General features: G+C 60.0%; 18 protein-coding genes and 3 tRNA genes. 16 read left to right on the forward strand and 5 right to left on the reverse strand.

All coding sequences use genetic code 11. The features are described 5' to 3' along the window. Positions 1-177 precede the first annotated feature (177 nt). From csrA to BLP82_RS16140, 3 genes are all read left to right on the forward strand, one after another. Positions 178-366 (forward strand): carbon storage regulator CsrA, encoded by a 189-nt coding sequence (gene csrA / locus BLP82_RS16130; protein ID WP_003178872.1) that lies wholly within the window; start codon positions 178-180, stop codon positions 364-366. Between the two features lie 62 nt (positions 367-428). Beyond that, a tRNA-Ser gene (locus BLP82_RS16135) sits at positions 429-519 on the forward strand. Between the two features lie 107 nt (positions 520-626). Then, a tRNA-Arg gene (locus BLP82_RS16140) sits at positions 627-703 on the forward strand. Positions 704-743: 40 nt separating this feature from the next. On the opposite strand, the gene BLP82_RS16145 is transcribed toward BLP82_RS16140, so the two are convergent. Next, positions 744-1,247, reverse strand: a complete 504-nt coding sequence (locus tag BLP82_RS16145; RefSeq protein ID WP_092169872.1) for a cell envelope protein SmpA — start codon at positions 1,245-1,247, stop codon at positions 744-746. Positions 1,248-1,569: 322 nt separating this feature from the next. Here BLP82_RS16145 and mgtE point away from each other — a divergent pair, with 322 nt between their 5' ends. Beyond that, positions 1,570-3,012, forward strand: coding sequence for a magnesium transporter (mgtE, locus tag BLP82_RS16150; RefSeq protein ID WP_060741018.1), 1,443 nt, complete (start codon positions 1,570-1,572; stop codon positions 3,010-3,012). A 314-nt stretch (positions 3,013-3,326) separates the two neighbouring features. Here mgtE and BLP82_RS16155 read toward each other — a convergent pair whose 3' ends face one another. After that, entirely contained in the window at positions 3,327-3,653 is a 327-nt protein-coding gene (locus tag BLP82_RS16155) for an Arc family DNA-binding protein (protein ID WP_092169876.1), read from the reverse strand. A gap of 528 nt (positions 3,654-4,181) precedes the next feature. On the opposite strand from BLP82_RS16155, the gene BLP82_RS16160 reads away from it, so the two are divergent. The 12 genes from BLP82_RS16160 to BLP82_RS16215 all read left to right on the forward strand — a co-directional run bounded on the left by BLP82_RS16160 (position 4,182) and on the right by BLP82_RS16215 (position 24,501). Further along, a tRNA-Arg gene (locus tag BLP82_RS16160) sits at positions 4,182-4,258 on the forward strand. Positions 4,259-4,719: 461 nt separating this feature from the next. Next, positions 4,720-6,381, forward strand: a complete 1,662-nt coding sequence (locus BLP82_RS16165; protein ID WP_092169879.1) for a ShlB/FhaC/HecB family hemolysin secretion/activation protein — start codon at positions 4,720-4,722, stop codon at positions 6,379-6,381. 9 nt (positions 6,382-6,390) lie between these two features. After that, positions 6,391-6,909 carry a toxin-activating lysine-acyltransferase gene (locus tag BLP82_RS16170; RefSeq protein ID WP_092169883.1) on the forward strand — a complete coding sequence of 173 codons (519 nt, stop codon included), beginning with the start codon at positions 6,391-6,393 and terminating at the stop codon, positions 6,907-6,909. Positions 6,910-6,954: 45 nt separating this feature from the next. Next, positions 6,955-16,176 carry a two-partner secretion domain-containing protein gene (locus BLP82_RS16175; protein ID WP_092169887.1) on the forward strand — a complete coding sequence of 3,074 codons (9,222 nt, stop codon included), beginning with the start codon at positions 6,955-6,957 and terminating at the stop codon, positions 16,174-16,176. After that, the gene (locus BLP82_RS16180) at positions 16,176-16,505 is read left to right on the forward strand and encodes an immunity protein YezG family protein (protein ID WP_072412253.1); all 330 of its coding nucleotides are present in this window, start codon (positions 16,176-16,178) and stop codon (positions 16,503-16,505) included. The genes BLP82_RS16175 and BLP82_RS16180 overlap by 1 nt, the downstream gene beginning before the upstream one ends. Positions 16,506-16,629: 124 nt before the next feature. Next, positions 16,630-17,244 carry a GAD-like domain-containing protein gene (locus BLP82_RS16185; protein ID WP_092169895.1) on the forward strand — a complete coding sequence of 205 codons (615 nt, stop codon included), beginning with the start codon at positions 16,630-16,632 and terminating at the stop codon, positions 17,242-17,244. A gap of 53 nt (positions 17,245-17,297) precedes the next feature. Beyond that, entirely contained in the window at positions 17,298-18,167 is an 870-nt protein-coding gene (locus BLP82_RS16190; protein ID WP_092169900.1) for a hypothetical protein, read from the forward strand. A gap of 49 nt (positions 18,168-18,216) precedes the next feature. Then, positions 18,217-18,813 (forward strand): imm11 family protein, encoded by a 597-nt coding sequence (locus BLP82_RS16195; protein WP_092169904.1) that lies wholly within the window; start codon positions 18,217-18,219, stop codon positions 18,811-18,813. A gap of 381 nt (positions 18,814-19,194) precedes the next feature. Next, entirely contained in the window at positions 19,195-20,802 is a 1,608-nt protein-coding gene (locus BLP82_RS16200; RefSeq protein WP_072412240.1) for a tetratricopeptide repeat-containing response regulator, read from the forward strand. Further along, positions 20,795-21,487: a sensor histidine kinase gene (locus tag BLP82_RS16205; RefSeq protein ID WP_060741029.1), complete on the forward strand. Its 693-nt coding sequence runs from the start codon at positions 20,795-20,797 to the stop codon at positions 21,485-21,487. Before BLP82_RS16200 ends, BLP82_RS16205 begins: the two co-directional genes overlap by 8 nt. Positions 21,488-21,827: 340 nt before the next feature. Further along, positions 21,828-23,069: a glutamine synthetase family protein gene (locus BLP82_RS16210; RefSeq protein WP_170842326.1), complete on the forward strand. Its 1,242-nt coding sequence runs from the start codon at positions 21,828-21,830 to the stop codon at positions 23,067-23,069. A gap of 70 nt (positions 23,070-23,139) precedes the next feature. After that, positions 23,140-24,501, forward strand: coding sequence for an MFS transporter (locus tag BLP82_RS16215; protein WP_092169911.1), 1,362 nt, complete (start codon positions 23,140-23,142; stop codon positions 24,499-24,501). Between the two features lie 61 nt (positions 24,502-24,562). Here BLP82_RS16215 and BLP82_RS16220 read toward each other — a convergent pair whose 3' ends face one another. The 3 genes from BLP82_RS16220 to flgM form a co-directional block, all read right to left on the reverse strand. Next, entirely contained in the window at positions 24,563-25,309 is a 747-nt protein-coding gene (locus BLP82_RS16220) for a flagellar brake protein (protein ID WP_092169915.1), read from the reverse strand. A gap of 92 nt (positions 25,310-25,401) precedes the next feature. Next, positions 25,402-25,869, reverse strand: a complete 468-nt coding sequence (locus tag BLP82_RS16225) for a flagella synthesis protein FlgN (protein ID WP_092169919.1) — start codon at positions 25,867-25,869, stop codon at positions 25,402-25,404. Between the two features lie 47 nt (positions 25,870-25,916). Beyond that, positions 25,917-26,234: a flagellar biosynthesis anti-sigma factor FlgM gene (gene flgM, locus BLP82_RS16230; protein ID WP_060741034.1), complete on the reverse strand. Its 318-nt coding sequence runs from the start codon at positions 26,232-26,234 to the stop codon at positions 25,917-25,919. Positions 26,235-26,355 lie beyond the last annotated feature (121 nt).

A 26,355-nucleotide genomic window follows, 5' to 3' on the forward strand; every position in this document is an offset into this window, starting at 1 on the left:
TCCAGAGGGCGCGGCTGGACCGCGCCCTTTGTTTTTCTGAATGGCGCGTCCCAAAACTGTTCTTTTGCCCGCGCTGGTCAATACTAGGCCTGTAGGCTTCGACCGTTTCGGTTGTAGGTCCAATGCCTTTTTTTTGCAGACTGTTGTCCCTTAAGTGAATTGCGTGAGGAGAAAGGTATGCTGATTCTGACCCGTCGGTGTGCAGAAAGCCTGATTATTGGCGATGGCGAAATCACCGTGACCGTGCTCGGCGTCAAAGGAAACCAAGTGCGTATCGGCGTCAACGCCCCGAAAGAGGTTGCTGTACACCGGGAGGAAATTTACCTGCGTATCAAGAAAGAGAAGGACGACGAACCAAGCCATTAATTTTTATCGATTTTTATGTTTGCAAACGGGGATGAAGGTGGTTAATATACGCCCCGTGTTGCGGAGAGCTGGCCGAGTGGCCGAAGGCGCTCCCCTGCTAAGGGAGTACACCTCAAAAGGGTGTCGGGGGTTCGAATCCCCCGTTCTCCGCCATTATTCGTTTAGTGCGTCAGAACCTGGCTTGATCAGTAAGTGATTGAAATTACTGAAAAAAGCGCTTTACAAAAGGATTTGACGACCTATAATGCGCGGCAACAAATGCACTCGTAGCTCAGCTGGATAGAGTACTCGGCTACGAACCGAGCGGTCACAGGTTCGAATCCTGTCGAGTGCACCAAACACAAAAAAGCCCGCGTTAAACGCGGGCTTTTTGCTGTCTACGATTTGCCTTTCACGCACCCCCTTTCATCGAACACGACCTCTGCGCTGCGACCTTTCTTCGCCTTGTAGGTATACCGTGTGCTCGAATTTCGAATCTTGATTGAGTCTGGCTTGCCCAGGGCGCTCTCGACGTCCTGTTGGCTCATGCCGGCGACGATTCGTCGTTCCAGAATGGCATCGCGGCGTTGCCTGGCATCGATGAGGTTCCCGCAGCGGTCCTGGAACTGGCCGACCACGGTCGGCTCCTTGCGCATGGTTGTGTTGCCGGATGTTTGCCAGCGCTCCGCTTCGGGCAACATCGCCTCGGTCGTCGGCTCGATCGAACCTGGGCTGTAGGGATGGATCTGCTGGAGTGACAGGGCTTCACCCGGGCCACAACTCAAGGTGGTGAATGTCACGTGCCCCGCGATGCTTTCGCAGCGATGCACGGTTTGCCCGGCGGCCCACAAAGGCAGGCAGGGCAGGCTGGCGAGCAGGATCAGGTAGTGGTTGATGGGCATCCGGTCGTCCTCCTTGATGGTGCAGGAGAACAGGGTAGTCGCCGCATTTCTGTCGAGGCGTGTGTTTTCTTTTCCGGATAAGTCGTCGTAAAGGCAAAGGTTCAGCCTGCGTTCAGGTTTGTCTCGCAAGCGCTTGTTCTTGCCATGATTTTTTAGCGTTTTAAAGCGTCAAGCGGTGTATGATTGCGCCCGTCAGCCCCGCCGGGGCTTTGGAATATCTCCATGGACTTACCCAGTAGTTACTCAATATTTAGTTTTGCCAATCATGAATTAACTGATTGATCCTTCCGGCGTGCTCCACTGCTGGGAGTGGAGTTCGCCTATGACCCAAGTAGAAGTAAAAAAAACGCAGGAAAGCCTTCAGGATCGTCTCGCTCAGGTCGTTGAGCTGCTGCAGCGCCAGCGGGTCGTCGAAGACCTGACGCATCGCCAGGAAGGCCCGAATCATGACCGGGTCGAGAACCTGGTCCATCGGCAGAATCTCGTCGAGCTGCAACGCAAGCTCGATGACCTGCACTCCGCCGACGTCGCCTACATTCTTGAAGCCTTGCCCCTGGAAGAGCGTCTGACGGTCTGGCAGTTGGTCAAGGCTGATCGGGACGGTGACATCCTGCTCGAAGTGTCGGACTCGGTTCGCGAAACCCTGATCGCCGACATGGATGATCATGAGTTGCTGGCGGCGGCCAAGGAAATGGACGCCGACGAACTTGCCGACCTTGCGCCCGAACTGCCACGGGACGTTGTCCACGAACTGATGGAGGCCCTCGACGGCCAGCAACGTGAGCGTGTGCGCTCGGCGTTGTCCTATGACGAGGAGCAGGTCGGTGCGTTAATGGACTTCGAGATGGTGACGATCCGCGAGGATGTCAGCCTTGAAGTGGTCTTGCGCTACCTGCGTCGTCTCAAGGAACTGCCCGGTCATACCGACAAGCTTTTCGTGGTCGATTACGACGGCGTGCTCAAGGGCGTGTTGCCCATCAAGCGTTTGCTCGTCAACGACCCGGAAAAGCAGGTGGCCGAGGTCATGGCCAGCGATCCGGTGAGTTTCCACCCGGACGAAGATGCCTACGATGCGGCCCAGGCATTCGAACGTTATGACTTGATTTCCGCACCGGTGGTCGACAAGAACGGCAAGTTGATCGGCCGTCTGACCATCGATGAAATGGTCGACTTGATTCGTGAGGAAAGCGAAAGCGAAGTCCTCAACATGGCCGGTCTGCGCGAAGAAGAAGACATCTTCGCTTCGGTCTGGAAGTCCCTGCGTAACCGCTGGGCCTGGCTGGCGATCAATCTGATCACGGCGTTTGTCGCTTCCCGGGTCATTGGCCTGTTCGAAGGCTCCATCGAGAAGCTGGTGGCGCTTGCGGCGCTGATGCCTATCGTCGCCGGTATCGGTGGCAACTCCGGTAACCAGACCATCACCATGATCGTCCGTGCCATGGCACTGGACCAGGTCAGCACCGGCAATACATCGCGCTTGATGCGCAAGGAACTGGCGGTCTCCTTGATCAACGGCGTGATTTGGGGAGGGGTGATTGGTGTGGTGGCTTATCTGCTTTATGGCAGCTGGTCGCTGGGGGTGGTCATGACGGCCGCAATGACGCTCAACCTGCTGCTGGCGGCCTTGATGGGGGTCTTGATCCCCATGACCCTGGCCCGCATGGGGCGCGATCCTGCCATGGGTGCCAGTGTCATGATTACCGCGGTGACCGACAGTGGCGGGTTCTTCATTTTCCTGGGGTTGGCGACGATTTTCCTGCTCTGAATCGCTCATCAAGAAACCTGCCTGCTTGGCATAAACTGTCCACTTGGAAAAAACGGCGCTTCTTTCAGAAATGGGAAGCGCCGTTTTTTTTTTGCGCTTCTTTCGATTGATGGGGCGTCGAGATCAAGCGTCCAAAGCAAGAGCAGCCGGCAGGTCCAGCCGCTATGCAACGGCACCACCGCTATCGCGAGCAAGCTCGCTCCCACATGGGGTCGTGGGTGTTCACGATATGTGTGCTGTCATGCATTTCAGCTGGGCCAAACGCCAGGCGCAAAAAAGCCAGCACGAGGCTGGCTTGAGTGTTTTGGCTGTGATCAGGTCGCGTCTGCGGCCATCTCTACGTCATGTGCAATCAGCGAAACGAGAGCGTTCTGCTGGCGGTGGGAGAGTTGTCGGAAGCGTTGAAGCAGCTCGCGCTCATGCAAAGACAGCTCTGGGCTGTCCAGACGCATGCTCAGCTCTTCACCCAGTGCGCCTTCCTGAATCAGGCTTTGCTCCAGGCGCGCAATGATTTCAGAGTTCATGCTGCGGTGATGATTACGAGCCACCTCGGCAATGCGTTCCCGCATTCCGTCTGGCAGACGCACGACGAACTTGTCAGCCGTACGGCTGGAATAAATTGCCTTTGTCATTGGGCGCATATTTATTTAACCGGTTAGTTCAGGGGAGCGGTTCTCGGGATTGGCCGCAGGATGTCGATAGGACAAGCTCCACTGCCAAATGTTCAACCTGAATTGTTAAGAGGCCCGCATCATGCCTCAAAATTGCCAGATCATTGGCGCCAATTCTGTGACAAATTCTGATCCGGGTAAAGGCGTTATGCCAGCACCTTTCATCAAAAAATGCGGACTGGTTGGAAAAAAACAACAGGTTCGCATTTTGTGACCGTCGAATTGTGTCGTTGTGCCATACCGTCTGGCGGATAACGGAAATGGACAAAAGCACCTGCCGTCCCTGTCTTGTACAGGATAGTGGCAAATGGCCGATTTACTAGGATAAACGAGCCTGGGACAGATGAATGGTGGCCATCATCGGCCGCTAGGGCCTTGTCTGTCTTCCAGGCGGTACCATTTGCCTACACTTAAAAAACAGCGACGACATGACAAACGCAGGGCAGGTCGTTACCATGCACGCCGTCCCGCGCACCACGTTTCTCGTGGTCGGCTTGTGTCTCAGTAGCTCAATTGGATAGAGCATCCCCCTCCTAAGGGGAAGGTTGGCAGTTCGAACCTGCCCTGGGACACCATTATCAACAGTGGGTTAGCGCAATTGCCGCTCACTTTTCCTGCTTGAGTCCCATCCCCCCGTACGATTCAAACCAGGCTTGGGCGTGCCGTTCATGCCTCGCATAGCGCCTCACTCCCCCAAGCTGTGACCAACTGCCCATTTTTACCCATTTGTATCGAACATATTTCGGTCACGGGAAACTTTCTCCCCACTCTGCTATCAGACCGTCTCGGTACGTTGTAGGACTTTTCCTTCGTTTCCGATGGATTACGTACCTCGTTATTTATCTGTGTCAGTGTCAATGCCGCTTCCGGCGGGCCTGACTCACCGTGTCTTCGATTCAGGCCACAAGGATGTGACATGCAGCCAGCCGCACCCTGCCGAACGCTTAACCCGAACAGCCCTCGCCGTTGGGCTGGTGGAACCCGTTCATCCGCACAGAACGCCAAGCGTCTCGCCCTGCTGCTGATAGCGGCGTGGATGACGGGCGCGTGGAGCGCTGCGCAAGCGGCTGGACCTGAAGACGAACTATTGCGCCAGCAAGAGCGCGAGCGGGGGTTGAGGGAGCAACTGGAATCCCGGCCGGACGTGCGCCTGCAGGCGGCACCCGTGGATGAGGGTATCGAGCGCTTGCCTGCCAAGGAGACGCCTTGCTTCGCCATCAATGACATCCGCCTGATCGGCGAGGCGTCGGAAAAATTCCAGTGGGCGTTGCGCGCCGCCAATCCCAAGGATGATCCCGCCATCGGTCGTTGCCTCGGTGGTGGCGGGATCAACCTGACGATGAAGCGCATGCAGAACGCGATCATCGAGGCCGGCTACGTCACCACTCGTGTGCTCGCCGAAGCCCAGGACTTGAACAGTGGGGTGCTGGTGTTGACCCTGGTGCCAGGGCGCATTCGCGAGATTCGTTTCGAGGAGGGCACCAGCGCCCGCGCCAATGCCTGGAACGCGATGCCGGCCAGTCCTGGCGATCTGCTCAACTTGCGCGACATCGAGCAGGCGCTGGAGAACTTCAAGCGCGTGCCGACCGCTGAGGCCGACATCAAGATCGCGCCAGCCCGTGCCGCCGACGCCAGGCCCGGTGAGAGCGACGTGGTGATCGCCTGGAGCCAGCGGTTCCCCGCCCGGGTGAGCCTGTCGGTGGACAATTCCGGCAGCAAGAGCACGGGCAAATACCAGGGCAACGTATCGCTGTCCTTGGACAACCTGCTGTCGCTCAACGATTTGTTCTACGCCAGCGTCAACCATGACTTGGGCGGCGGCGAGTCCGGGCACCGCGGTTCCGATGGCAGCACGCTGCATTATTCGCTGCCGTTCGGCTACTGGCAGTTGGGGTTCACCAGCAGCGAATACAACTACGAACAGTCTGTTGCCGGTGCTAACCAAACCTATCAGTACCGAGGCGAGAGTCGTAATAACGAGGTGCGCCTGTCACGCCTGCTGTACCGCGACGCCGTTCGCAAGACCACCGCCTGGGGCAGCCTGTGGACGCGCTCGTCGGAGAATTTCATCGACGACACCGAGGTCGGCAACCAGAAACGCCGCATGGCTGGCTGGCAGTTGGGGCTGGACCATCGGGAGTTCATTGGCGCTTCGATTCTTGACTTGGGTGTCGCCTATCGTCGCGGCACCGGTGCCCACGACGCGCTCAGGGCACCTGAGGAAGATTTCGACGCCGGTACGTCGCGCTCGCAGATCATCACCGCCGATGCCCAATTGCAGGTGCCGTTCCAGGTCGGCGATCAGCGCCTGCGCTACATCGGTGGCTGGCGCGCGCAATGGAACCGCACGCCGTTGGTGCCCCAGGATCGCTTCTCCATCGGCGGGCGCTACAGCGTGCGCGGCTTCGATGGTGAAAACATTCTTTCCGCCGACCGTGGCTGGACCCTGCGCAACGAAATCGGCCTGTCCCTGGGCCAGACCGGCCAGGAGCTCTACACCGGCATCGACTATGGCGAAGTCAGCGGCCAATCCAGTGAGTTCCTGATCGGCCAGCGCCTGGCGGGGGCCGTGGTGGGCATACGCGGCGGTTACAAGGGCCTGTCCTATGACTGGTCGGTGGGTACGCCGTTGAAGAAACCCGATGGTTTCGAGACGGCCAACGTGACCAGCGCGTTCACCGTCATCTGGTCATTCTGAGGTGATCCCATGCAGTTCGAGACGCTAGACATTATCGCTCCCGGCCTGATCGACGAACCCTGGAGCGAAGCCGCAGTGTTCGGCTCCGCCACCTGGTTGTGGATGCATTCCAAGGCCCATCGCGATGCGCCGTTGCACACCTTGCCGACGTTGCTGTTGCCGGCGCTCAAGCATCGCCAGTTCGTGCTCGGCTCCGAACACGGCAAGCCGGTGTTCTACCTGTCCTGGCTCAACCTCGACGAGGCAGCAGAGCAACGTTACCTGCGCCAGTCGCCGCTGGCGCTGAGCCAAGAGGACTGGAACAGCGGCGAACGCCTCTGGCTCAACGACTGGGTCGCCCCCTTTGGCCACACGGCGGTATTGCGCCGCTTGTTGCAACGTCACCTTTTCATCGATCGCTGCGCCCGGGCCCTCTATCACCGAGGCGACGAGCGTGGCCTGCGGGTCAAGACATTCCAAGGGATCGGGGTCATCCCCGAACAGGCCCAGGCCTGGTTTGCCGCCCACCCGCTGGCAGTCGAAGCGTAACTCCAACCACTGGTCGTGCGGGCAGGCTCCGCAAATGGAATTGCTATGAACAAGCATCTTTACCGAATCGTTTTCAACAAGGCCCGCGGGCTGTTGATGGTCGTGGCCGAGAACGTCACCAGCCAGGTCAAGGCGCCGGGGACCCGCTCCGGACCGACGACGGGCGCAGCGGCTTGCACGGCGACACTGGGGGCGTTGCGCTTTGCCGTGATGACAGCGATCGGCCTGGTGTCCTTGAGCGTGGCACCGACCTGGGCCGGCACCATCGTCGCCGATCCAGGCGCTCCGGCGGGCCAACGACCGACGGTGATACAGAGCGCCAACGGCACGCCGCAGGTGAATATCCGCGCGCCCAGCGCTGGCGGTGTCTCGCGCAACACCTACAACCAGTTCGATGTCGATAGCCGGGGGGTGATCCTCAACAACGGCACGGGCAACAGCCAGACGAAACTGGGCGGTTGGATCGAAGGCAACCCGATGCTGGGCAATGGCAGCGCGCGGGTCATTCTCAACGAAGTCAACTCCAGCAACCCCAGCCAATTGCGCGGTTACGTCGAAGTCGCCGGCCAGCGTGCCGAAGTGGTCATCGCCAACCCATCCGGTATCACTTGCAACGGTTGCGGCTTCATCAACGCCGACCGGGCCACCCTCAGCACCGGCCGGGCGCAGTTGGAGAACGGTCGCATCACGGGCTACACCGTGCAGGGCGGCGCGATCAACATCGAAGGCAAAGGCCTGGATGCCCGCGAGGCCGATTACACGGACCTGATTGCCCGCTCGGTGCAGGTCAACGCCGGGGTATGGGCCAACGACTTGAAGGTCACCGCCGGACGTAATCAGGTCAATGCCGACAACACCCAGGCCACGCCGCTGCCAGGCGCCGAGGGAGAAAAACCCACCGTTGCCATCGACGTTGCCAAGCTCGGCGGCATGTATGCCGGGAAGATCATGCTGGTGGGCACGGAGTCCGGCGTGGGTGTGCGCAACGCCGGGCAGATCGGCGCCATGGCTGGCGAGGTGGTGATCAGCGCCGACGGCAAATTGCAAAACCAGGGTGCGATCAGCAGCGCAACGGCGACGCAAATCACTGCCGCCAGCGTTGAAAACAGCGGCACGCTCTACGCCAAGGGCGACCTGAGGCTCGACAGCGTCGGTGATATCGACAACAGCGGCACCGTTGCCAGCCAGAACCACACCACACTCACCGCCAAGACCATTCGCAGCACCAAGGCCTCGAGCCTGGCGGCGGGCGTTGGTGCGGACGGCAAGCTGGGCAAAAGCGGCAACCTCGCGCTGCGGGCCACCACGATCAAGGCGCAAGGCCAGAACCTTGCCGGCGGTGATCTCGGCGTCGGGGCCGCTGACCTGGACCTGAGCGGTAGCCAGACCCTGGGCCGCAACGTCACTCTGACGGCCAGTTCCGGCGATGCCAACCTCAGTGGCAGCCAAGTCGATGCGACCCAGGTGCTGACCGCCAAAGCGGCCAAGACCCTGCGCACCGATGGGGCGAAAGTCAGCGCTGGCAACCTGCAATTGAGTGCGCGGGATGTGTCCAATACCGGTGGTGAACTGGTGCAGACGGGTATCGCCGATACTTCGATCACCGCCGCCGCCACGCTCGACAACAGCGGTGGCCGTATAGCCTCCAACGCCGGCAACCTGAAGCTTGGCGCCAATCGCCTCGACAACGGCAACGGCAAGGTCGAGCACGCCGGTAAAGGCACCCTGGACATACAGGCCAACCAGTTGGCCGGCAGCAAAGGCACCCTGGCGAGCAATGGCAAGTTGAGCGTCAAGGCCAGTGAGGTGGTGGTCGATGACGGCCTGACCCAAGGCCAACAGATCACGCTCGACACCACGACCCTGTCCAACCAGCGTGGGCGCATTCTCCAGACCGGCGCGCAACCGTTGCAGGTCACCGCCCGTGAACGCTTCGACAACCAGGCCGGGCAAGTCAGCGGTCCCGCAGCGGTGGTCTTGAAGGTCGGCACGTTGAACAACCAGGGCGGCAAAGTCCTCGCCACCGATAACGGTGCGTTGACCGTCACGGCCGACAAAGAGATCAATAACGGCAGCGGGACGCTGGCTGCCAGCGGTACGACAAAGATCAGCGGCGAGGCGCTGGATAACACCCAAGGCACGGTGAGTGCCGGCGGTGAGCTGGACGCAACGTTCGATCGCTTGAACAACATCGGTGGCACCCTGGCCGCGACCCAGCGCATGGAGATCATCGCCGGGCAGTTGAACAACACCAACGGCGTGCTGGGCTCGGTGAAGTCCGGGTTGCTGGTCAGTGTTTCGGCGGATGCGCTGAACAACAGCGGCGGGCGCCTTGAAGCGCTGGGCGATATCACGCTGTCGGCCCAAGGTTTGAATAACCAGGGCGGGGTGATCAGTGGCCAGGCCTTGGACCTGAACAGCCACGGCCTGCTGATGGACAACAGCCAGGGCACGTTGAATGCCGGCGCGACCCTCGATCTGCGCAGCGGTGAGTTGCGCAACGCGGCGGGCCTGATCCAGGCCAAGGGCAAGCTGTTCATCGACACCGGCAGCCAGGCGCTGAACAACCTTCAGTCCGGCACCACCCAAGGCATCAGCGGCCAGGACGCGGTGGAAATCCACAGTGCCCATTTCAACAACAGCGCCGGTTTCCTCGGGGCCAAGGGCGCGCTGGTGCTCAAGGCCACCGACCTGACCAACGGTAGCGGCGGCCAGATCATTGGCCAGAAGAGCGTTCAGGTCGAAGGCGCCCGGGTGGATAACCGTGGCGGTCAGTTGCAGGGCCTCGGCGATGTCCAGTTGGTGCTGGGTGAGACGCTCAACAACCAGGGCGGACTGGTGCGCAGCGCGGGCACCCTGGGCGTGACTGCCGACGTGCTCGACAACAGCGCCACCCAAGGTGCCAACCAGGGGCTCGAAGGCCGCGCCATGAGCCTGGCGCTCAACACCTTCGGCAACCAGGCCGGTGCCGTGCGCGCCGACCAAGGGTTGTCCATCGGCGTCAGCCAAGCGTTGGATAACCAGGGCGGCCTGATTTCCTCGGGGGCCGGCCTGACCATCACCGATCGCGATCCGGCGCAACGTCGCCAGTCGGTGCACAACCTCGACGGGACGTTGCTCGCCGGCAGCCTGTTGTCCCTCAACGCCGCCTATTACGCGGGCACCGGTCGGGCCCTGAGCCTGGGCGACCTGACGTTCAGCCTGCAAAGTGGCCTGGACCTGAGTGGACAGATCCAGGCCAATAACAAGGTTGACCTGAGCACCGATGGGGCTTTCAACAACAGCGGAAAACTGCTGGCGGGCAATCTCCTGCTGGTGCACTCGCAGACGCTGGACAACGCCGCCAGCGGCGAGATCAGCGCTGGCCAGGTTCGCCTGAACATCAACGACAGCCTGACCAACCGTGGCCTGATCGACGGCCAGCAAGTGCGTGTGCAGGCGCTGTCGCTGAATAACCTGGGCACCGGGCGCCTGTACGGTGATCGATTGGCGATCGCCACCTCGGCACTGAGCAACCGCGATGAAAACGGTGTCGCCGCGACCATCGCCGCCCGTGAGTCGCTGGACATTGGCACCGGCACCCTGGACAACCGCGAACAGGCGCTGATCTTCAGTGCCGGGGACCTCGCCATCGGCGGAGCGCTGAGCGCCACTGACAAGGCCCAGGACCGGGCCCAACTGCTGACCAATGCCAGTGCGACCATCGAGGCCCTCGGCAACCTGTCGCTCGATGTGCAAAGCGTGCGCAACACTAATGAACACTTCAGCACTCAACAGGTGGAAATCAGCCGCACGGCCTTGCAGGAGTTCCAGCTCAGTGGTTCGCCGAACCGCTACCAGGGTGACCAGATTGCCCTGAGTCACGATGAGGTCTATTACCTCAACACGCCTGAGGGGCGCAAAGACAACTGGAACCGCTACGACTACACCCGCGTGGTCCAGGAAACCCAGATCGCCACCTCGGCACCGGCGCAGATCCTCTCTGGTGGGACGATGCAAATCAACGCAGGCGATGTGCTCAACGACAAGAGCCGCATCATTGCCGGTGGGTTGTTGCAGGCCAACATTGCCAGCTTGACCAACACCGAATTGACCGGCCAGCGCACCACCTCCGACAGTGGCACCGCTACGAATTTCTATCGTATCCAGCGCAAGGGCCGGGACCGCCAAGGAACAGCCGTCACGGCCTACACGCCTGCCCCCTTGATCCAGGACATCACCCTGCAACCGACCGTGTTCGCCCAGAACGCCGCAGGCAACGGTACCGGCACCCAGATCGGCGCCCGCGCCACACAGGGCGTCAGCGAGCAGATCGCCGCCACAGGCACGGTCAGTGCCCCGGTCGACAGGACCTATCAAGTGGCACCTATCGTTCAGGTCGCGGCCCAGACCACCCTGAACGGCAAGGGCGTGGCCGAGCAGATCCGCAGCGGCGGGCCATCCCTGGCATTGCCGAACAACAGCCTGTTCAATACCAACCCCCAGAGCACCAGCCGCTACCTGGTCGAAACCGACCCGCGTTTTGCCAGCTATCGCACCTGGCTGTCGTCGGACTACATGTTGCAGCGCCTGCAAGTCGACCCGGCACTGACGCAACAACGTCTGGGCGACGGTTTCTATGAGCAGAAGCTGATTCGCGAGCAAGTGGCGCAACTCACCGGCCGGCGTTTCCTCGACGGCTACGCCAATGACGAAGCGCAATACCGTGCCCTGATCGACAACGCCGTGACCGTCGCCAGCCAATGGCAACTGGTGCCTGGCGTGGCCCTGACCTCCGCGCAGATGGCCCAGTTGACCAGCGACATTGTCTGGCTGGTGCAGAAGCAGGTGACCCTGGCCAACGGTGACATCCGCAACGTGCTGGTGCCGCAAGTGTACGTACGGGTCCAGGAGGGCGACCTCAACGGTTCCGGCGCCCTGATTGCCGGGCAGCAGTTGAACCTGAACATCGCCGGCGACCTGGTCAACAGTGGCAGCCTCGCCGGGCGCAGCGTCATGGCGATCACCGCGCAGAACATCGAGAACCTCGGTGGGCGTATCCAGGCCGACAAGGCGTCGCTCACCGCGCGGGAAAACCTCAACAACCTCGGCGGCCTGATCGGTGCCGTGGACAGCCTGTCGGTCAAGGCCGGGCAGGACATCAATGTCATTTCCAGCAGCCGGGACAGCAGCAGTGCCCAAGGCACCCGCACCAACCTGTCGCGGGTCGCCGGGCTGTTCGTCAGCGGCGACCAGGGCACGATGGGTGTGAGCGCCGGCAACGACCTCAACCTCACCGGGGCCCAGGTGGTCAATGCCGGCAAGGGCGGCAGCACGTTGCTGGAGGCGGGCAAGAACATCAACCTGGCCACCGTCGGCGAAGCGCACGAGCAAGGGCTGACCTGGAACAGCAGCAATTGGCGCAAGGACGCCAGCCGGACCGAAGTCGGCTCCCTGGTCCAAGGGCAGGGCGACGTGCGCTTGAGCGCGGGCCAGGACCTCAACGCCCGCGCCGCCCGTGTCACCAGCGAGCAAGGCGCGGTATTCGCCGAGGCCAAGCGCGACGTCAACCTGACCGCCGGCCAGAACTACCAGTTCGCCGATGAAGCGCACAAGGTCAAAGGCAGCAACGGGATGTTCTCCAGCAAGACCACCACAACCCGTGACACGATCAGCCAGACCTCGGTCGAAGGCTCCACCCTGAGTGGCGAACAGACCTATGTGCAGGCCGGTCGCGACATCAACCTCAAGGGCAGTAACGTGGTGTCCACGACCCAGACGGTTCTGGTGGCGGACAACAACGTCAACATCGAAGCCGACACCGCCAGCAGCAGCGAGCGCCACGACAAGTCCGTGAAGAAAAGCGGCCTGTTCAGCGGCGGTGGCATCGCCGTCACCCTGGGGACCCAGCAACAGAGCGTCAAGGACCTCACCACCGAGCACACGGCTGCGGCCAGCACCGTCGGCTCGACCGCCGGCGATGTGTTGATCGAAGCGGGCAAGGGCTATCGCCAGGTGGGCAGCCAGGTGTCGGCGCCACAAGGCAACATCGACGTCACGGCGCAGACCATCGACGTCGTCGAGGCGCGCAACACCCGCGAACGTGAGCGTGAAACCCTGTTCAAGCAGACCGGGTTCACCCTCACCGTGACCAACCCGGTGATCAGCGCGATCCAGACCTCCCAGCAAATGAAACAGGCCTCGGAGAAAACCGACGACGGGCGCATGAAGGCCCTGGCCGCCGCCACCGCCGTGCTGGCCGCCAACAACGCGGCGACCGCCGTGGCGATGGACCCGGGTTCGGCCGGCGGGATCAACATCAGCCTGTCGCTGGGCACCAAGAAGAACGAAAGCACGACCACCTACACCAGCGACAGCGCGGCCGGTTCGACCATGACCGCCGGCAATGACATCCGCCTGCGCGCCACGGGCGCCGGGGCCGCCAGCAACATCACCGTGCAAGGCAGCGATATCAAGGCCGGACGCAACGCCAGCCTGCTGGCGGACGGTGACATCAACCTGCTCGCCGCCCGCAATACCGACAAGCAGGAAACCGACAGCAAAGGCAGCAGCGCGAGCATCGGCATCGGCTTTTCCCTGGGCGGTACCCGCAACGGTTTCACCCTGGACCTGGGGGTATCCGGCAGTCGCGGCCAAGCGGATGGCGATGGACTCACCCACACCAATACCCATGTCCAGGCCGGCAACCAGTTGCTGCTGGCCTCCGGCGGCGACACCAACCTCAAAGGCGCGGTGGCCAGCGGCAAACAGGTCCTGGCCGACATCGGCGGCGACCTGAACATCGAAAGCCTGCAAGACACCAACACCTATGTGGTCGATGAGAAGAGCCTGGGCGTTGGCATCAGCCTGTGCATTCCGCCGTTCTGCTACGGCATGAGTTCGGTCAGCGGTGCCAGTGGCAGCTTCGGCGCCACGGATATCGATTCCAACTACGCCAGCGTGACCGAGCAATCGGGCATCAAGGCCGGGGACGACGGCTTCGACATTCGCGTGGGCGGCAACACCGACCTGGTTGGCGGCGTCATCGCCAGCAGCGACAAGGCGGTGCAGGACGGCAAGAACCGCTTGGTCACCGCCAGCCTCACCAGCCGCGACATCAAGAACAAGGCCGAGTACGACGCCAGCACCGTCAGCGTCGGTGGCGGCTATCGCGAAGTCGGCAAGGACCAGCAGGGCAACGCCACCAGCGGCGGCACGCAAACCCCTGGCACCGACTTGCCGAAGAACGATAACGACCTCAGCGCCACCATGCCGATTGCCATCAGTGCCAGCGACGACGCCAGCAGCGTCACCCGCAGCGGCATCAGCGGCGGCACCATCGTCATCAGCAACGACGCCGAGCAACAGAAGCGCACCGGCAAGAATGGCGAGCAAACCGTCGCCAGCCTCAACCGCGATGTCTCCAGCGACCGCGACACCACCAACACGCTCAAGCCGATCTTCGACGAAGACGAAATCCGTGCCGGTTTCGAGATCGTCGGAGCGTTCGCCAACGAGGCCAGCACCTTGCTCGCCAACAAGGCCAAGGAGGTCGACCTCAAGCGCAAACAGGCCGAGGCGGCTCAGGCAGCGGCCCTGGACCCCAACGCCCAACTCACCGACACCGAACGCCTGGCGCTGCTCGGCAACGCTCAGCGCCTCAATGCCGAAGCCAGCGGCATCGCCGACAAGTGGGGCGCGGGCGGTACCTACCGGCAGATCACCACTGCCCTGGTGGGCGCGGCCAGCGGCAATATCAGTGGCGGCAACAGTGCGTTCGTCCAAGGGCTGGTGGTCAATTACGTGCAACAGCAGGGCGCCGGCTACATCGGCGACCTGGTGGCGGACGGCAAGCTCACCGAAGGCTCGCCGTTGCACGCCGCCCTGCACGGCATCGTCGCCTGCGCAGGTGCCGCCGCCAGCAGCCAGAGCTGTGGCAGCGGCGCCGCGGGCGCGGCGGCATCGAGCCTGCTCACCGGCCTGTTCTCCGAAGCCAGCCCGGATGAAAGCGAAGCCCAGCGCGAAGCCAAGCGCAACCTGATTGTCAGCATCGTCACTGGGCTGGCCGCCACCAGCTCCTCGCTGGACCCGGCCACCGCCACCAGCGCGGCCGGCGCCGCGGTGGACAACAACTGGCTGGCGACTCAGCAATTGGTCCAGGCCGAGAAGGAATATGCTGAGGCTGACCTGGTGGGTAAAGCTAAAGTGGTTGCCAAGTGGGGGTACATCTACCAAAAACAAGAAGTTCTGACCCGGTTCGGCATCGGCAAGGGCTTGGCGCAGGCGGGTTGGAGCGACGTCGAAGGGCTGGCGCAATTCCTCCTTAACCCGGTTGAAGGGATCAAAGGGATCAAAGCCTTGATCGACAATCCCGAGGCTCGCCAGAAACTCGGCGACTCCCTGGTCAATGACGCTAACGCCAAAATCGAGCGCATCCAAGACGCTCTGGAACACGGCGGCGACGAACGTGCCGTGCAATTGGGCCAGGATATTGGCGAACTGGTTTGGCAAGTCGGCACCATCGTCACGGGCGTGGGGACGGCGGCCAAGGGCGGCTTGACCTTGGCGAAAGCCGGGATCAAGGTGGGGGCGGAAGGGCTTGAAAAGATGGCCGATATGGCCAAAATTGCCAAAGCTGAAGCGTCGGCTGGTAAGCCGATGAACTGGACCAGTGTGGAGGGGGCGTATAGCGGGAAGCTTGATGGGGGATATGGCCCTGGCACGACGACCGTTAATGGGAAGGTTGTCGAGAATCCTGGGGATTACAGTGCTGGGATAAAAAAACCTAGTAAAGTGCTTCGCGAAGTAGAAATTAACTCTGGTGGTAAGGGCGCATGGTCCAAAGAGCTCAATAAGCCTGAACCTAATACAATTTATAAGGTTGATGGAAATAAAGTATATCAAACAGATAGTTTGGGGCGCGTTGAAAAGGTTGAGTCTGAACTTTCGCTTGTGAAAAATGATAGGAACACATACCAGCAGTGTGTCGCTGGTAAATGCGGAGTTGCTGGTGATGAGGGAGGGCATCTGATTGCAAGTATTTTTAACGGTCCTGGTGAGAAGTTAAATTTACTTCCCATGAATGGGAATTTAAACAAAGGTGAGTGGAAGGTGATGGAGAATGCATGGGCTTCCGCACTCAAGGAGGGTAAGAACGTTAGCGTAAAAATCGAGCCTGTGTATACAGATGCTGGCCTCAGGCCGGATAGATTCAATGTTAGGTACTCGATTGATGGTGGACGTCCTGTGATTGTTGATTTTAAAAATGCACCTAAAGGTGGAAACTGATGAGTGAACAGAGGCTGTATCAAAAAATTGGCCAGCTTTTATTGGACGCTGGTCCCTCGGAGGCTCAGAAAATAGTTGTTAGAGCTAGACTTTTTGCCGAGGGCGATGGAGGAAGTTATGAGTTTGATTATTTCGATAAGACAAACCGCTCAAGTTGGTTTGATCCAGACAGCAGGGCCGTGGGAGATTTGACGGAGTTGTTGGTTGAGCTTCGGCGCTATTATGTTGAAAATGGATTGTGCCAAAATGGAAAGGCTTGGTCTTCGTGTGCAGTTACGTTGGATGTAGAGCGGATGAAAATTAGTATTGACTATAATTATGATGATTAGGTTTTTTGTGAAGGTAGGGGGCCGAGGATATTGCATTGATAGGAAAGGGGGTAGGTATTATCTAATTGCTCTTAGATAGATCTGTCCCTTTCTTTTCAGAGCTACTCAGAGGAGCGCCGGCAAGTTGAGGGATGAAGATTTCCAGTATTTCATCAGCGTGATGGGAGAGGCCACATCTCATCGACAGGTGTCTGATTCCCAAATTGCGAAGTACCGTAAAGTTCTCCCTGACGCGCTGCTTGACTATTGGCAGGAGGAGGGTTGGTGCGGATATGCCAATGGCCTTTTTTGGACAGTGAACCCGGATGATTATAAACATCTGCTCGATATGTGGCTCGCGGGTACTGAATTTCTACAGATAGATAATTATCACGTTATTGCAAGGAGCGAGTTTGGGACTCTTTATGCTTGGGGGGAGAAATACAATCAGAAAATTTTAGTTTCATGTCCGACGGGCTCTATCGTCGCGTTGATGAGTAAACTGAAAATGCCTAATAAAGATCCGGATCTAGCCCTTCAGACATTTTTCGCTATGTCTGATAAGGAGCGTTATGATCTGGAGGATAATCAAGGTGAGTTTCTATTTGAACGGGCGCTGGAGAAGTTGGGTGCACTTGGCGAGCGTGAGGTCTATGGCTTTGAGCCTGCATTGTTTTTTGGAGGGACGGCTTCGCTGGATCAGTTGGTTAAGTGCAATTTAGAGGTTCACTTAACGATCCTTCGACAGATGCGGTCCTGAGTGAGCACGGTGAGCGGAAGGACGTCGTACTGGTGTAAAAGGAGTGTATCGAAATGGATGAAATCAACGTCCGGCTTGATCGGCATCGTCGTTGGCTTTCCCAGTCGGTAGGCCTGACGGCTCAAGAGCTTGGCTATATCGATGAGGATCTTGCCAGCGACTCATTAAGCGGATTGAACAATGTGGCTGACTCGTTGGGGATGCTGGCGACATATTACGGCATTCGGGGCGAAGTCGCGGTCAGTGATGGAGAGGCTTCTGGTTGGGAAGACGTCTCAAGCTCGATAATGTACCGTTATTGGGCGCTGATGCTCAAAGCCAAGACTTTCTCAAAAACGAGTTTTCTTCAAGGCATCAAAACCGTCCCCAATTTGACTAACCAATTGAGCATTGCTGGATGCTTGCTGGCCGGGTTGATAGTGGCTGATCGTCGAGATCTGGCCACGTCCGTAGCCGATGTGCTGGCCGGAATGCTGACTATCAATGGCGCCGTGGATTCCAGCTATCTTGAACAGCGTCGATTCGAGCCTTTCATGCTCTGGCTTTATTCAGTCTATTCGCAAGGAGAGACGCTTTCAGAAATCAAGTCGATGGATCTGGGGATTTATCAAAACGTGATAGACAAATGGACAGATGAACAAGGGCTGGCTCATGCTCTGGAAGAGCTATGTCAATATCACCTCACCCATGCGGAAGACCGCGGTGGGGCGTGGGACCCTGAATTCAAATATGCGCCTTTCGATTTGTTGCCTGTGGAGATCCACGCGATTTTCCAGGTCCGACAGCAGCTAGGTTTAACTGTTCCAGCGGTGTCGAGCCCTTTATTGTCCGCAGAGACGGCTGCGCTAGAACACCTGGTCATCATTTCTGATCAGCTTGCTGTCCGGGTGGAAACGGCCTACGAGCGTTTCTTCGGGCTTTAAACGTAGGCGCGACCCTTTTCAGTTAAGCAACGACATGCGGTGAGCTGAAATGAAGTATTACTTGTTGCGGGAAGATGTGCAGTTTCCTGAACGCTGGTATTTGGGCGATATAAAGCACTGCAACAATTGGCTCTTCATCGACCCCCCTTCTGAGTACATGGAGCCATGTACTTACGCCCTTGAGGTTCGTGAGGAAGGTGTGAGTCTGGATTTTTCCTTGGCTGGATATGCCTCTGTGCCGGTCTTGAGTGAAAAAGCCAGGGATGCATTGTTGGGCGTTCCCGACGTTGATGAACCGTATATGAATGTCGTGCTCGAGCCTGTGTCGGTTGCAGGCGAGCAAGCTCATGATCGTTACTATGTGATGATTGTCGAGACCCAATTGGATTGCGTAGACGAATCACGCTCCGCTTTCAAAAAATATGAGGTCCATGATCCCGTACGACCTGATCGAGCTGGCGAATACAGCGTTTTTCTGAATCTCGTCATTGATCCTGCCAAGGTCCAGGGAAAACATATTTTTCGTATCAAGAAACACTTGGGGGCATTGATCGTTAGCGAGGACGTGAAGCTTCGGCTGGAGCGTGCGGGTCTCAGAGGGATGCTACTGGAGGGTGTGAATGGTGAGGGTGAAGTTATTTGCTGATTGTTTGAGGGATGAAGCCTGACATCATCCTTTGTGGCGAGGGAGCTTGCTCCCGCTCGGTTGCGCAGCAGCCGCCAAAAAACAGGTCCGCTGCGCGGCCCAGCGGGAGCAAGCTCCCTCGCCACGGTCTGATTCTCTGCACTCGGTTTCTCCCACACCTTCCCCTTAACGGAACGCCATCTGCTGCCGATAACCCGATGAGCCCGGTTGTCTCCTTCGTTTTGGCTCGCAATGTGCGTCACGACACAGCCAGACCAAGCGATTACTGAAATCCCTTGAACGTTGCAGGCTGGTGGCTATCATCTGCGCGCCTCGGGGTTGTGACACGGCGTTTCGTTGTTATGCCATTGGGTTATTTTCTTACTTGCCTGGACATCCTCGATGCTGGCGTACCACCAAAAAAGTTTTCTGATCGTCGATGATTTCTCGGATTTCCGCAGTTCGATCCGGTCCATGCTGCGTGAGCTGGGCGTCAAGGACGTGGACACCGCCGACACCGGTGAAGTGGCGCTGCGCATGTGCTCGCAGAAGCGTTATGACTTCATCTTGCAGGACTATCACCTGGGCGATGGGCGCAAGAATGGCCAGCAGGTGCTGGAAGACCTGATGGTCGAGAAGCTGATCAGCCATGAAAGTGTGTTCCTCATGGTGACCGCCGAGACCAGCCAGGCGATGGTGCTCAGTGCCCTGGAGCATGAGCCGGATGCCTACCTGACCAAGCCGTTCAACCGCTCCGGCCTGGCCCAGCGGCTGGAGCGGCTCGAGCAGCGCAAGACCCTGCTCAAGCCGATCCTGCAGGCCCTCGATCGTGGCAAGCCGATGGAAGTGCTCAATGCCTGCATCGCCTTGTGCAAGCAGGACCCGCGCTACGGGCCGTTGTGCCTGCGTTATCGGGCCGATGCGTTGCGTGACCTGAATCAGAACGAGGCCCTGGAGCGGCTGTACAACTCCATCCTGGCGGATCGCCCGTTGCCGTGGGCCTACGCGGGGCTGGGCAAGTTGATGTTCAAGCGCGGCCAGGTGGGGCAGGCCAAGGCGGTTTATGAAAAGGCCCTGAAAGTCTTTCCTATGATGCCGGCGTTGTACGACGGCATGGCCGAAGTGTTGATGGCCGAAGGTGACACCAAGCAGGCGCAGCACGTGCTGGAAGAGGCGGTGCGCCTGTCGCCGCTGGCCGTGCGTCGCCAGTCGTTGCTGGGCAAGTTGGCGATGACCAACGAAGACTACGACACGGCTTCCCGGGCTTATCGCCAGGCGGTCGGGCAGGGCGCGCAGTCGCGCTTCAAGGACCCGGAAAGCAACCTCGGCCTGGCCCACGCGCTGATCAGCAAGGGCAGCGAAAAAGGCCTCGATACCCGCACCCGGCTGGAGATCAACACGACCCTCAGCGCCGTGGCGAAGGAGAACCTCAATGACCCGGGGTTGCAGGTCCGGGCGCGGCTGATGAAGGCCACCAGCCTGTTGCTCAACGATGCCGAAACCGCCGAGAAGCTCACCGAACAGGCCTTGCAGCGCCTCGATGGCATGGAGCAGTTCATGAGCGCCGAGGCCGCGTTGCTGGTGGCCAAGCAGTTGCAAATGCTTGGCCAGACCAGCGCCGGGGAGTCGATGCTCAAGAACTGCGCGGAAATCTACGGTGATGACCCGGCGGTGATGCAAGGCATTGCCAAGCTCACCGACGACCCGAACATCCTCAATCAGGGCAATGCCGCCGCCGAGTTGAACCGCGAAGGTGTGCGGGTCTACAAGACCGGCGCATTGCCGGAGGCGCGGGAGCTGTTCCGCCGTGCGCTGAAGATGCAACCGAAGAACATCAGTATTGCCCTGAACATGGCGCAATCGCTGCTGCATGGTACCGACACCAGCGTGGAGTCGGAGCTGCTGCAGGAGTGCCGCGACTGCCTGAAACTGGTGGGCATGATGCCCGACTCCGATGCGCGTTTTGCGCGTTATCAAAAACTGCGAAGCAAGGCATTTGGCGATGAATGACAGCGAACAGGCCCTCGATTTTTCCACGGTGATCGCGTCGACCGTGCACGACATGAAAAACTCCCTGACCTTGCTCATGCAGGCCCATGGGCAATGGCTCGAACGCCTGCCCGAATCCGAGCGACAGACCTCGGAGCAGGGCGTCATCGAGTTCGAGTTCGCCCACCTCAATGGCCTCATGGTGCAGTTGCTGGGGTTGTACAAGCTCGGCGTCAACCAGTTGCCGTTGCACCCGGCCTACCACGAGCTGGACGATTTCATCGAGGCACAACTGGCCGGGCATCAGGATGTGTTCCGCAGCCGCGGAATCATGGCCACCTACGATGTCGATCCCCTCAGCCCCTTGGGCTTTTTCGACCGCGAGCTGGTGGCCTCGGTGCTCGACAACTGCATCAACAACGCCATTCGCCATGCGCGCCAGGCGCTGCTGATCAGTGTGAGTGACGAAGCCGGGCAACTGGTGCTGACCATCAATGACGACGGCGAAGGTTATCCGCCAGAGATGATCGAGCGTCAGGCCGAGTATGTGCAGGGTATCAACCACAGCAGCGGCAGCACCGGGCTGGGCCTGTACTTCGCCGCGCGAATCGCCGGGCTGCACCAGCGCGGCGGCGTGAGCGGACGGACCGAGATTGCCAATGGCGGTGTGTTGGGCGGCGGGGTGTTCCGGCTTTACTTGCCCTGAACAGGCCTTCCATGAGTATTCCTGGCAACACAAATCCCTTGTGGGAGCGAGCTTGCTCGCGATAGCGGTGTATCAGTCAACTCAATATTGGCTGGACCGGCGCTATCGCGAGCAAGCTCGCTCCCACAGTCGTATTGCATAAGATTTTAATTGCCTCCGGGCGCTTGATATTCCGAACAGCCGGAGCCTATTTTGTACGGGTTGCCGTTCGCGGCTCGCACATAACAAGGATTGCGTCATGACGACCGATGGCCAGCGTTCACTCGCGCAGCGACTGACGGGCATTGATGAGATTGAATGTGTCACGCCGGATTTGAATGGCGTGCCGCGGGGCAAGGTGATGACCGCCGAAGGTTTCCTCGAAGGGCGGCGGTTGCAGTTGGCGCGAGGCGTGCTGCTGCAATGCATCATGGGCGGTTATCCGCCGTCGCGTTTCTATGGCAGCGATGATGGCGACCTGGCGCTGGTGGCCGACCCGAAACAGATCCACCGCCTGCCCTGGAGCCAACAGCCGCGGGCCCTGGCGATCTGCGACGCCGACGAACTGACCGGTGAAAGCTCCCGGCTCTCGACGCGCGGCCAGCTCAAGGCCGTTGTCGCGCGTTATGCCGCCCTTGGCCTGGCGCCGGTGGTGGCGACCGAGCTGGAGTTCTTCGTGTTCGCCCCCAACCCGGACCCGACCCAGCCGTTCCAGCCGCCAATGGGCCTGGATGGACGTCGCGAAGACGGCCACTCGGCGTTCAGCGTCAGCTCCAATAACGGCCTGCGTCCGTTCTTCAGCGAAGTCTATGCCTGCATGGCGGCGCTGGGCTTGCCGCGCGACACCTTCATGCATGAAATGGGCGTGAGCCAGTTCGAGATCAATCTGCTGCACGGCGACCCGCTGCTGCTGGCCGACCAGACTTTCCTGTTTAAGCACCTGCTCAAGGAAGTGGCCCTCAAGCACGGCCTGACCGTGGTCTGCATGGCCAAGCCCCTGGCTCACACGCCGGGCAGTTCGATGCATATCCACCAGAGCGTCGTCGAGGCGGACAGCGGCCGCAACGTCTTCAGCGACGAAGCGGGCGAACCGACGGCCGCGTTCCGGCATTTCATCGGGGGGCAACAGGCTTGCCTGGCGGACTTCACCGCGTTGTTCGCGCCGAACGTGAACTCCTACCAGCGCCTGTGCCATCCGTTCGCTTCACCGAACAATGCCTGTTGGTCCCATGACAACCGTTCGGCCGGGCTGCGGATTCCCGCCAGTTCGCCGGTGGCCCGCCGGGTCGAGAATCGCTTGCCCGGGGCCGATGCCAACCCCTACCTGGCGATTGCCGCCAGCCTGGCCGCCGGGTTGTACGGGATCGAACAGCGCCTGGAGCCGAGCGCGGCGATCCAGGGTGAATTCGAAGTGCCGGATAATCTGTCGCTACCTTGTACCTTGCATGCCGCCCTGGAGCGTCTGAAGCGTAGTCATCTGGCGAAGGAACTGTTTGGCACGGAGTTCATCGAAGGCTACATCGCTTCCAAGACCCTGGAGCTGACCAGCTTCTTCGATGAAATCACCCCCTGGGAGCGACGTGTCCTGGCGGCCCAGGCATAAAGAACCGCTGTATCCGGGCTATCTTCAACGGATAGCCCTTACTCACCTCAAGGAGCCGCTCGGAACGCCGATGCGCCAAATCTGGAAACCTTTTCGAGCGCTTTATTTCGCCTCGCTGATGATGTTGATCGGCTCGGGCCTTTTGAGTACTTACCTGGCCTTGCGCCTGGCCGCCGACCATGTGGACAGCCTCTGGGTCGGTGCGCTGATGGCCGCCAACTATTTCGGCCTGGTGCTGGGTGGCAAGATCGGCCACCGGCTGATCGCCCGCGTCGGGCACATCCGTGCCTATTCGGCCTGCGCCGGGATCGTCGGGGCGGCGGTGCTGGGCCATGGCCTGGTGGACTGGCTGCCGGCGTGGGTCGTGCTGCGGATGATTGTGGGCCTGGGCATGATGTGCCAGTACATGGTCATCGAGAGCTGGCTCAATGAGCAGGCCGATGCCAAGCAGCGTGGGGTGGTGTTCAGTGGCTACATGATCGCCTCGTACCTGGGGCTGGTGCTGGGCCAGTTGATCCTGGTCATGCACCCGGCCCTGGGCTTGGAGCTGCTGATGCTGGTGGCGCTGTGCTTCGCCCTGTGCCTGGTGCCGGTAACGCTGACCCGGCGAATTCACCCGGCGGCGCTGCATCCGGCGCCCATGGAGCCGCGTTTCTTCATCAAGCGTGTGCCGCAGTCGTTGAGCACGGTGTTGGGTTCGGGGCTGATCGTCGGCTCGTTCTATGGTTTGGCACCGCTGTACGCTTCCCAGCAGGGCCTGTCGACCGAGCAGGTCGGTCTGTTCATGGGGAGCTGCATCTTTGCCGGATTGTTGGTGCAGTGGCCGCTGGGCTGGCTCTCTGACCGCTACGACCGGGCGCTGCTGATCCGCTGCTTTGCGTTGGTCCTGACGATTTGTGCGCTGCCGTTGGCGATCCTTCCGGCGGTGCCGCTGGAGGTGCTGTTCGTCGCCGGGTTCTTCTGTTCGCTGGTGCAGTTCTGCCTGTATCCGCTGGCGGTGGCGTTTTCCAACGACCATGTCGAAGCGGATCGAAGGGTGTCCTTGACCGCGATGCTATTGGTGACCTATGGCGTTGGCGCCAGTATCGGGCCGCTGGTGGCGGGGGTGCTGATGAAGATGTTCGGTAGCCAGATGCTCTACGGCTTTTTCGCCTTCTTCGCCTTGGTGCTGGTGTGGCGGATCCGGCCGAAAGCGGTGACCAACCTGCATCAGGTCGATGACGCGCCGCTGCATCACGTGGCAATGCCGGACAGTATGTCGAGTTCGCCTTTGGTGGCGTGCCTCGATCCGCGGGTGGATGAACAAGTGGTGCAGGAGCAGATGCAGGCACCGGCCAGCCCGGAGGTGGAGCCTGAGCCCGCCCCTGAGACCGTGGCTGAAGCTGACGCCGAGGCGCCTGAGCCCCCCAGCTTTACCCAGGCCAGGCCTTGAAACGGGCATGAAAAAACGGGCAGTCACCGCAAGGGACTGCCCGTTTTTCATGGCTCGACGGTCAGAGGTCGTCTTTATCGAAGCGTCGGGCTTCACGCTGGAGCTGGTAGACGAACCGCTCGACCTGCCGTTGCACCAGGCCGCTGATGTTGTGGAAGCGTACGCCAGCGAACGTGGTGTTGAATCTTTCTTCGAAATGCAGGTAACGCAGCTCGACCGGGGCGATCATGTTGCCAAACGGCAGGGCCGCGATGAAGCGCTCGTACACCTGACCCAATTGCAGGCGTTGGGTGATGTCGCCGTCGAAACGCAGCTTGCAACCGGTGGCGGAGATGTCCAGCAGCTTGCCGTCCACGGGGGACTTGAGCTTTTCGCCGCCCAGTTCAACGCTTACCAGTTGGGCCAGTTTCAGGGCGGCGCGGAAGGCGTTGCGACGCTGGTGGTAGACCACTTCGTCGGGCAGGGCGCCGCGATAGCAGCGACCGTCGCTGGATTCATCGATGGTCAGTGGGCCCTTGCCATCCCAGGCGATGCGTACGCCGTCATGGAAACCTTCGACGCGAAACGGCTCGCCGGCCAGCAGGAAACGCTCGCCGTCCCGGGGAATCATTTCATCCAGGGCGATGGAGTTGGTCTCGCGATCGACATTGACCAGATAGCTCTGGAAGCGCTGGGTACGTTCATGGAAGGTAATGATCAGCGGGTCATGGCTATCTTGCAGCATCCGCAGGTTGCCAGAAATTTCCAGGGGCGTGGTGAGGACCTTGGGGGGCTGCGGAGCGTCATCCGCGTTTGAGGCATTGAACACGGTGGGTCAATCTCCAGGCAAAATACGACTACGAATGGCCGGCATTTTGCCAGCATGTATCGCGCGTTGATAGAGCGAAGGCATTGTTCGTTTCATGCCTGGCTGAGCGGACGATGCTTGACCATTCTGGCCGTCGAGCCGCTAGCGTCATATAGCGTCGGGATCTCGCCACCGTTGAGGATGCGCAACTGGTTGGCGGTGGCAGCCTGTTGCATCAGGATCGACTGGCCGTTGCGGGCGTTGGTCGCCTGGCATTGGGCGAGCAGGTCGTTGAGCACTTTGCTCTGGGACCGCAGCTGATCGCCGAGGGTCGACTGGGCGGCCAACTGCTCAAGGCCGTCATGACTGGCGGGCAGGTTGAGGCTGGCGAGGATCTCGCTGCGCTTGCGGCCATGCTGGTCGAGCAAGATGATCAGTGCCTGTTTCTGCGCCAGGATAGTTTCCAGCAAAGGCATGTCACGACCGTGCAGGGCCACGGATTCAGCCTGCAATAGCTCCAGCAGTTGTTGCGCTGGAACGAAGTCGTCGATGATCAGTTGCAATAAATGAGTGTCGTGCATGGCTGGCCTTGGGTCTTAGCGTCCAAAAGCCTGGCGCAGGCGGCGGCCTAGCGCTGGGCTTCGAAGTTGAGCAGTTTGCTGGCTACGCGGTTGCTGTCGACTTTGTAGCTGCCATCGGCGATGGCTGCTTTCAACTCGGCCACGCGGGCGTTGTCGACGACAGGTTGATCGCGCAGCTTGTCAGTGAGCTTCTGCAACTGCTGAGCCTCATTGCTGAGGTGTACCGACTCCCCGTTGCTGACCTGTTCGGCTGGCGTGGACACCGGTGCGGATTTGTCGGATTCGACGGTTTCCTTGGCGGCGCTGGTACGCGTAGTGCCTGTCAGCGGTGAAGAGCTGTTTAAACGATTGAAATCGATGACCATGGTAAAAAACCTCTGGGTATTTGGACGCTTGCCATGTTTTCGGCCATCCCCAAAAAAACTTTAGGCTCATTTATTCAATGAACGTGCGCACGTCTGCGCTTGCCTTGGCGTAAGGCACAGT

The organism is Pseudomonas sp. NFACC37-1 (assembly GCF_900101575.1).
Taxonomy (GTDB): Bacteria; Pseudomonadota; Gammaproteobacteria; order Pseudomonadales; family Pseudomonadaceae; genus Aquipseudomonas; species Aquipseudomonas fluorescens_AA.

Bases quoted from the DNA above. Each gene is read 5' to 3' on its own strand.
- BLP82_RS16170 (WP_092169883.1), top strand. From the start codon at position 6,391: ATGCAGTTCGAGACGCTAGACATTATCGCTCCCGGCCTGATCGACGAA.
- BLP82_RS16145 (WP_092169872.1), bottom strand. From the start codon at position 1,247: ATGCCCATCAACCACTACCTGATCCTGCTCGCCAGCCTGCCCTGCCTG.
- BLP82_RS16225 (WP_092169919.1), bottom strand. From the start codon at position 25,869: ATGCACGACACTCATTTATTGCAACTGATCATCGACGACTTCGTTCCA.
- BLP82_RS16200 (WP_072412240.1), top strand. From the start codon at position 19,195: ATGCTGGCGTACCACCAAAAAAGTTTTCTGATCGTCGATGATTTCTCG.
- mgtE (WP_060741018.1), top strand. From the start codon at position 1,570: ATGACCCAAGTAGAAGTAAAAAAAACGCAGGAAAGCCTTCAGGATCGT.
- BLP82_RS16180 (WP_072412253.1), top strand. From the start codon at position 16,176: ATGAGTGAACAGAGGCTGTATCAAAAAATTGGCCAGCTTTTATTGGAC.
- BLP82_RS16215 (WP_092169911.1), top strand. From the start codon at position 23,140: ATGCGCCAAATCTGGAAACCTTTTCGAGCGCTTTATTTCGCCTCGCTG.
- flgM (WP_060741034.1), bottom strand. From the start codon at position 26,234: ATGGTCATCGATTTCAATCGTTTAAACAGCTCTTCACCGCTGACAGGC.
- BLP82_RS16165 (WP_092169879.1), top strand. From the start codon at position 4,720: ATGACGGGCGCGTGGAGCGCTGCGCAAGCGGCTGGACCTGAAGACGAA.
- BLP82_RS16195 (WP_092169904.1), top strand. From the start codon at position 18,217: ATGAAGTATTACTTGTTGCGGGAAGATGTGCAGTTTCCTGAACGCTGG.
- BLP82_RS16210 (WP_170842326.1), top strand. From the start codon at position 21,828: ATGACCGCCGAAGGTTTCCTCGAAGGGCGGCGGTTGCAGTTGGCGCGA.
- BLP82_RS16205 (WP_060741029.1), top strand. From the start codon at position 20,795: ATGAATGACAGCGAACAGGCCCTCGATTTTTCCACGGTGATCGCGTCG.
- BLP82_RS16190 (WP_092169900.1), top strand. From the start codon at position 17,298: ATGGATGAAATCAACGTCCGGCTTGATCGGCATCGTCGTTGGCTTTCC.
- csrA (WP_003178872.1), top strand. From the start codon at position 178: ATGCTGATTCTGACCCGTCGGTGTGCAGAAAGCCTGATTATTGGCGAT.
- BLP82_RS16175 (WP_092169887.1), top strand. From the start codon at position 6,955: ATGAACAAGCATCTTTACCGAATCGTTTTCAACAAGGCCCGCGGGCTG.
- BLP82_RS16155 (WP_092169876.1), bottom strand. From the start codon at position 3,653: ATGCGCCCAATGACAAAGGCAATTTATTCCAGCCGTACGGCTGACAAG.